Genomic DNA, 6,317 nt, shown 5'->3' on the forward strand with positions numbered 1-6,317 from the left:
GATCATTCCCCCTTCAACGCATTTTGAAATTCATAGCGACCAAGGCCAAAACTGGTTCCCTTGCCCACATGAATCCATCGGCCGGCGCTCACCAAAGGTGCCAACGTTTTCCAGTCCCCTTCATAAACCACCTCGCCCACCAAGCCTCCGAGCCGCATCTTGCGTCCCTGACGGTGGGAATACCGCTCCCAATCAAACCACCGGGTGTTGTCCTCCACGACTTGAACCGATCGCGCCTTTTCAAGAAGTTCCGAAAAAGGCACGTTCAGGCCGATGGGCTCGTTGGAATCCGCGTGAAATTGACACAGGTTTTCCAAACGCCGAAGCAAGGTGGCCATCAGAGTGGGAAAATCGGGACGGCGTACGGGTTCTCCCTGAGCCACCAGCCTGAGGGGTGTTAGAAAGCGAAAGCGCATGCGGCCATGCTTCCATGCCGGCTCTCCGTTGGAACTCGGCAGCAAGGCAATTTTCTTTTTCGGTAAACGTAACGTCCCGTCGCTGTAAAGCTCTTCCCACGTGTGCCCGTGGGCATTCAGGGAAAGGACACGCCGCAGATCAAAGGTGCCTCGACCTTTTCCGATCCCTATGTCGCCCATGCGGTGAGCGGCCATGACAAGGTACGGCGTCCATTGAATGGCGCGGCCGATCACGGTCATGTCAAAGGACCAGAGCTGTCCGGCTTCCAGGCGCAGCGGGCCATCCATGAGAATCTGCAACACAAAAGGGTGCGGAGCGTTTCGGTAGCGAAGATCCTGAGGGGATTCGCCCATACGAGGCGTTTCGAAAAAATAGACATAAAGACACGAAAAACGCAGCAGGCAGCTGTCACAGGGCCGATGTCGAGCCGCACAGCAGCTGTGCTTCAAGGCCATGCCCAAAGCCCCTCGCAGCGTGCTTCCCTTATAACTGGGAAGTTCAATAGGCTTTCGCGCCTGAATTTCAAAGCGAAGCCGAAGGCAATCCAGGGTTGGCGACGTCTCTTTCATGGCAAGATCCTCTATTGAAAGAAAACGCCGAGGCTCGGAACCCGGCGCCGTGATCTTTCAGCAGGCGTAGAACTTTTGCCCCTCCATAAAGGCACCACGGCACGCCACAGCACTTTTTCAAATCCAGGTATGTGAAACCTTTCTCACGATCCCGCCCCGATGTCAAGCGCCGCTTTTGTAATTTTCCCTCCAAGGGCCGTAACCCTTGAGAGAGAGTCCAGAGCTTGGACGTACAACCCGAAAATGGGGAGGACAAACCGTGACGGAAAAAACCGCACGCCCGGCAGCCCTTTCTTTAGTCAAGCCCGCCGCGGAAGAAATGCAGGCGCCGAATCCACCGCCCGATACGGACCCGGCTTTTTTGGACGAGCTGGCCGAGCAAACCGCGGGTCCCGAAAGGCTCAAGCAAGCCTTTGCGCGTCTGTGGGCTGAAGTGGAGCTGTTGCGTTCTGAAGCGCGCTGGCAGGAGCTGGTGGATCTGCTGCATCCGGCGCAGGAGCGTTTTCCCGAGCTTGTGGAGGCGGGTTTCGGGCCAAGCCTTTGGGGAGAAACCGCTTTTGCCCTGACACAATTGAAAAAATACGACGCTGCTTTGGAACTGGCGAAGCGCTGCGTGCAGGAGTGCCCCGAGGACCATCACGCGCACGCTCGACTGGCCTATGTGCTTTACGACAGCCTCTATGCCGCCAAAAACCGGGAAATCCTCTTGCACCCGGAAGAACGCAAAGCGCGTATTGAACTGGCGCACAAGCACTTTGCCAAGGCGCAGACCTTGCGGCCCGACAACGTCACGCAGTTTTATCGTCAGGGCATGCTTTACAAGGCCATGCAAAACAAGCCGGAACGTGCCCTGCCCCTTTTCCGCACCGCTGTCAAGAACTGGGACGCTCTAAGCCAGCAACAGAAAGAGGCTCGCCATCAAGAGCGAAAAAATGCCGTCAAGGCGCTTTATCAGTGGGCTTCCTGCCTTTTGACCCTGGGCAATGCCAAGGAGGCCTTGGAAGTGCTCAGCCGGTGTCTGGAAGAGGATCAACCGTCCCAGTACCTCTCGATGGTCCACAAGTATTTTGCCTTGGGCAAGGTACACTATGCGGCCGGAAATTATGAAGAAGCCGGAAAGGCTTTAGATTTTGCCGCCGTGCACGCCAATGCCGAGGATCACGACTATGTCTTTGAACTTCGAGCGCGCACGGCCCTGGCGCAAAACAAGCCACAGGAAGCGCAAAAGTTTCTGGAAAAGATTCCTGCGGGGCGGCGCCGCCCTTACGTACTGTGGACGGAAGCGGACATTTTGGCCGCGCAGGGGCGTTTGGAGCAGGCTAAAGGGGTGCTTAAGCGGGCCGCCGAAAGGGATCGTCGAGGGCGCCACAAGGCCTTGGTGCGTCTGGCCAAAATCGCTTTTCGGCAAAATGATTTGGAAGAATGCCTCAAGTGGGCTCGAGAAGCCAATGCGTTCTGTCGGCAAACCTATCAGAACCCTCACGATGAGGGCCTGTTTTGGGAAGCTGCAGCCTTATACCGCGCGGGCCGACACAAGGAAGCCTGGCAAGTGGCCGGTGACCTGTCGATCCTGCGCCCGAACTTTCCGCATCTTCGGGAGCTCAAGAGTCGCATCGCTCGAGCCATGGGATCCGCGTGAGGCGCCGTGGCCTTGAAGCGATCCTTGTGAGGCCTCTGCAATGGGCGAGGAGAAAGCCATGGAACAAGCACAGACGAGCGGCAACGCGACATCCAAGGTCAAAGTGGATTACGCCCTGCTGCTGCGCCGCATGGAGAAAAGAATCGCCGAGGGACGCGACCTGGAATCCGTGGCGCGGGTAATAAGCCGGCCGGAGTTGTGGCGGGGTTTGTCACCGCCCGAGGCGCTGCGCTGTGCGCGGTTGGCGCAGGCGGCCGGAAACATGGCCGCGGCGCAAGCCATTCTGGAGTGGATCACGACCACGCATGCGGACTTTGTGGACGCGTGGCGGGAGCGTGTGGCTTTGCTGGAAATTTTAGGAAAAGGCGCGGCGGGGCAAAGTCCCTTTTCAACCCATGATGGTGATGCAACTCAGAACGGCCGAGAAAAGGAAGTCCTGGATGCGCCGTGGGCCGACGGCGCTGGAGAGGGTGAAATTTTTGCGCACGCAGAGCTTTCGGGGTGCGAACGAAAGGCTTTGACGGAGTCCGAGAGTGCGCCAAGGGTGGTTGCGCCGGCGGCCGAGGACGTATGTGAACAGCCATCGAGGAAAGAGCTTGGGCGTGTGGCATCGGCGGAAGAAGATTTCACTCAAGTGGAAGGGCCCTTTTGGGCGTGGCGCCGCCGAGAGGCGGCAATCGCTCGGTACATGGAATTGTTTCGCGGCCGTGAGGATTGTTTTGCGCGCCAGTGGGTGGACCGTGCCAAGGGCAGTGCGGGGTATGTGCCGGTGCGGCGAGCTTTGGAAGCCGCCGACATTCAAGAACATCTTCAGGGACGAAAAACCTACGGCATTTATCTTTTGCAGCAGGATAGTCGCGTTTGGTTGGGCGTCATCGATGCGGATCTCTCAGTAGCTTTGCGGTCTCCTGAAGCGCTGCGGCAAAAACGCGATCTGGTGCGCCGAGAACAGCGTTATCTGGTCACTCGGTTGGTGGAGACCGCGCGAGAGCGGCACATGCCAATCCTTGTGGAATTCAGCGGGGGCAAAGGTTTTCACTTCTGGTTTTGTCTAGAAGAGGCTCTGCCCGCGGCTGTGGTGCGTCAGGGACTGCAACAGCTCGCGTCGCGCCTGCAACCGGATCTTTCCTGCTTTCAGCTGGAGGTGTTTCCCAAGCAGGACCGGTTGGAGGGCAAGGGGTTGGGGAATTTGGTAAAGCTTCCCTTGGGGATTCATCGGCTCACGGGGCGGCCGTCCTATTTTCTTAACATCAAGGATCGATCGCTGGATGCCCAATTGGCGTTGCTGAGCCGAGTGCGGCGGATTCCCTCGAGTGTCTGGCCTGGTCTAGGGGGTGGTGGTGGGGCGACGGTGGTGGCGCATCCTCGTCGGGAAAAGTGGGCGTCGGAATATCCGGAACTAGCGCTTTTGGAAGAGCGCTGTGTAGCCCTGGGGCAGATTCTCGTGGAATGCCGGCAGCAGCGTGCCCTTAGCCTGCGCGCGGAAAAGATCCTCTTTGGCACTCTCGGTTTTTTGCCGCGCGCCAAGGTGCTGTTGCACGAGGTGATGCGCAGCCTGCCGGAATACAATCCGCATTGGGTGGACTACCAATTGTCCCGATTGCGGGGAACGCCCTTGGGATGCCGAAAGATTCACAGGCTCTTGGGCTTGGAGGTCTCCTGGTGCACTTTCGGCTCCGACATTCGCTATGCGCATCCTCTGTGTCATTGGCCTCAGTGGCAGGATCCTGTGGGAGTGGTCAAGGCCGAGCGTGTGGAAAACCTCCAGGAGGCTTTGGACATGTTGCGGGAAGCTTTGCGTCTGGTGCAACGGTTTTTACCGCGAAGGGATGGTTCAGCACAAGGGTGAGGTGATGGTGCCCCATGGAACGCTACTATGTCTTGGAGCCTGGAACGTACGTGAAAAAGCAGGGGGAATGCCTGCTGATCATGAAGAACCACGAGGTTGTGGGGCGGGTTCCTTTAGAAGGATTGGAGCAGTTGGTTTTGGTGGGATCGTCCATGAGTGGTGCGGTGATGCAAGAACTGGTGCAACGGCGCGTGGAAACGGTTTTTTTGAGCCCTTGGGGTCATTTTCGAGGGCGCTTGGTGGTGGACGAACACAAGCATGTCGCGCGGCGCAGGGCGCAGTACCTTACATGCAGTGATCCCGAGCGGGCCGTAGCCATTGCGCGTCTCTTGGTGGAAGCGAAGTTGAAAAACGGGGCGCGGTTTCTTTCGCGTCGCGCTGGAGAGTACAACAGTGCTGTGCTGAGGGAGGCGGCCGGGCAAATGGTTGGGTTGGCCCGCATGGCGGCTTTGGAAAAAGAGATGGATCTGGTGCGGGGACTAGAGGGACGCGGCGCGCATCTTTACTTCAGCGTATTCAGCGAATTGATTCGCGTGCCGGAGTTTACATTTAACGGTCGCACTAAGAGGCCGCCTCGGGATCCGATTAATGCTCTGCTTTCGTTTACGTACACTCTGTTGACCAATGAAGTGCTCACTGCAGTCAAGATTGTGGGGCTGGATCCTTATTTGGGCACGCTGCATGTGGAGGAATACGGCAGGCCGTCCTTGGCCTGCGATTTGGTGGAGGAATGGCGCACGCACCTGGGTGATCGGCTGGTCTTGGGGCTCATTAACCGAAGGGTGGTGAGGCCTGATGACTTTGTGCAGCGGGATGTGGCGGTGGCCGATGGCGTGGATGAGGAGGATCTTCGAGCGCATCGTCCCGTGGAGATGAAGCCGCGCATAGCCAGAGCCTTTGTAGAGGCTTATGAGCGATGGATGAACACCTCCATCAAGTGCCCATTTACGCAGACAATGACGACCTACCGCGGCATTATTCGGGATCAGGCGCGGCGGTTTTTGCGTTTTCTCATGGGTGAAGCGGAAAGGTATGAGCCTTTTCCGTGGTGGCGCTTGTGAGGGGTCGGGAAGCAGGGAGGTGGATCGTGAGCTTGTTTTATGTGGTGTGTTTTGATGTGAGTGAAGATCGGACGCGGTACCGCGTCGCCAAGGTGCTCAAGGGTTATGGGTATCGCGTGCAGAAGTCGGTTTTCGAATGTCCGCGACTGACCGAGAAGAAGCTTTTGAATCTTATGGATCGGCTGGATCGGCTCATCGATCACACCACGGACACGGTGCGCTTTTACCGGCAATGCGCAACGTGTTTGAGTTCCTTTGAGCATGTGGGCACGGGGCAGGAGCCTCTTCAAGAGAGCTATGGGGCGGTTTAAGATACTGCATGGCGAAACAGAACGGAGCATCTCGAGGGGTAGAGGGCCATATCGCCTAACCCGTTGAGATTGTTCAAAGGAGTTGGAACAGATGCTCCGCATTTGTATAACCTTTTTGTTTCGGTACCTTATAATTGGCAAGCGACGCCTAAAGGGTCTTTTGGGGCTCTCAGGAGAGTACCCTCACGGGGGGTGCTCCGAACTGTCCTCAGAAACCTTGACAGGGCAAGAGCTCCCAGGCTAAGAGTCCGAAGGCAGGCCCCGATTTGAGGGGATTGAGACATTCCTGGAATGTGCGGGAGTCTATAGGGGACGACCTGTCCGAAGGCAGGCCCCGATTTGAGGGGATTGAGACGCGGAGCGAAGCGGAGCGAGAGCGAAGCGAGAGCGTCCGAAGGCAGGCCCCGATTTGAGGGGATTGAGACTGTGCCATCCCTCCGGCAGGGTGGCGTCCAAAATAGGTCCGAAGGC

General features: G+C 57.6%; 5 protein-coding genes. 4 read left to right on the forward strand and 1 reads right to left on the reverse strand.

Annotation, left to right across the window (positions count from 1 at the left end; genetic code table 11):
* Window positions 1–2: 2 nt before the first annotated feature.
* A complete protein-coding gene (cas6, locus tag ACUVSA_RS12005; RefSeq protein ID WP_445894996.1) occupies window positions 3–986 on the reverse strand; it encodes a CRISPR system precrRNA processing endoribonuclease RAMP protein Cas6 in 984 nt (327 codons plus the stop codon).
* A gap of 259 nt (window positions 987–1,245) precedes the next feature.
* Between cas6 and ACUVSA_RS12010 the strand changes: the two genes are divergently transcribed.
* Genes ACUVSA_RS12010 through cas2 form a run of 4 tightly spaced genes read left to right on the forward strand, consistent with a single transcriptional unit; the run spans window position 1,246 to window position 5,846 of the window.
* A complete protein-coding gene (locus tag ACUVSA_RS12010) occupies window positions 1,246–2,625 on the forward strand; it encodes a tetratricopeptide repeat protein (RefSeq protein WP_445894997.1) in 1,380 nt (459 codons plus the stop codon).
* Window positions 2,626–2,683: 58 nt separating this feature from the next.
* Entirely contained in the window at window positions 2,684–4,474 is a 1,791-nt protein-coding gene (locus ACUVSA_RS12015; RefSeq protein ID WP_445894998.1) for a CRISPR-associated primase-polymerase type A1, read from the forward strand.
* 14 nt (window positions 4,475–4,488) lie between these two features.
* Window positions 4,489–5,535: a CRISPR-associated endonuclease Cas1 gene (gene cas1 / locus ACUVSA_RS12020; protein ID WP_445893262.1), complete on the forward strand. Its 1,047-nt coding sequence runs from the start codon at window positions 4,489–4,491 to the stop codon at window positions 5,533–5,535.
* 26 nt (window positions 5,536–5,561) lie between these two features.
* The gene (gene cas2, locus ACUVSA_RS12025) at window positions 5,562–5,846 is read left to right on the forward strand and encodes a CRISPR-associated endonuclease Cas2 (RefSeq protein WP_445893261.1); all 285 of its coding nucleotides are present in this window, start codon (window positions 5,562–5,564) and stop codon (window positions 5,844–5,846) included.
* Window positions 5,847–6,317 lie beyond the last annotated feature (471 nt).

It is taken from the genome of Desulfosoma sp. (assembly GCF_052743555.1).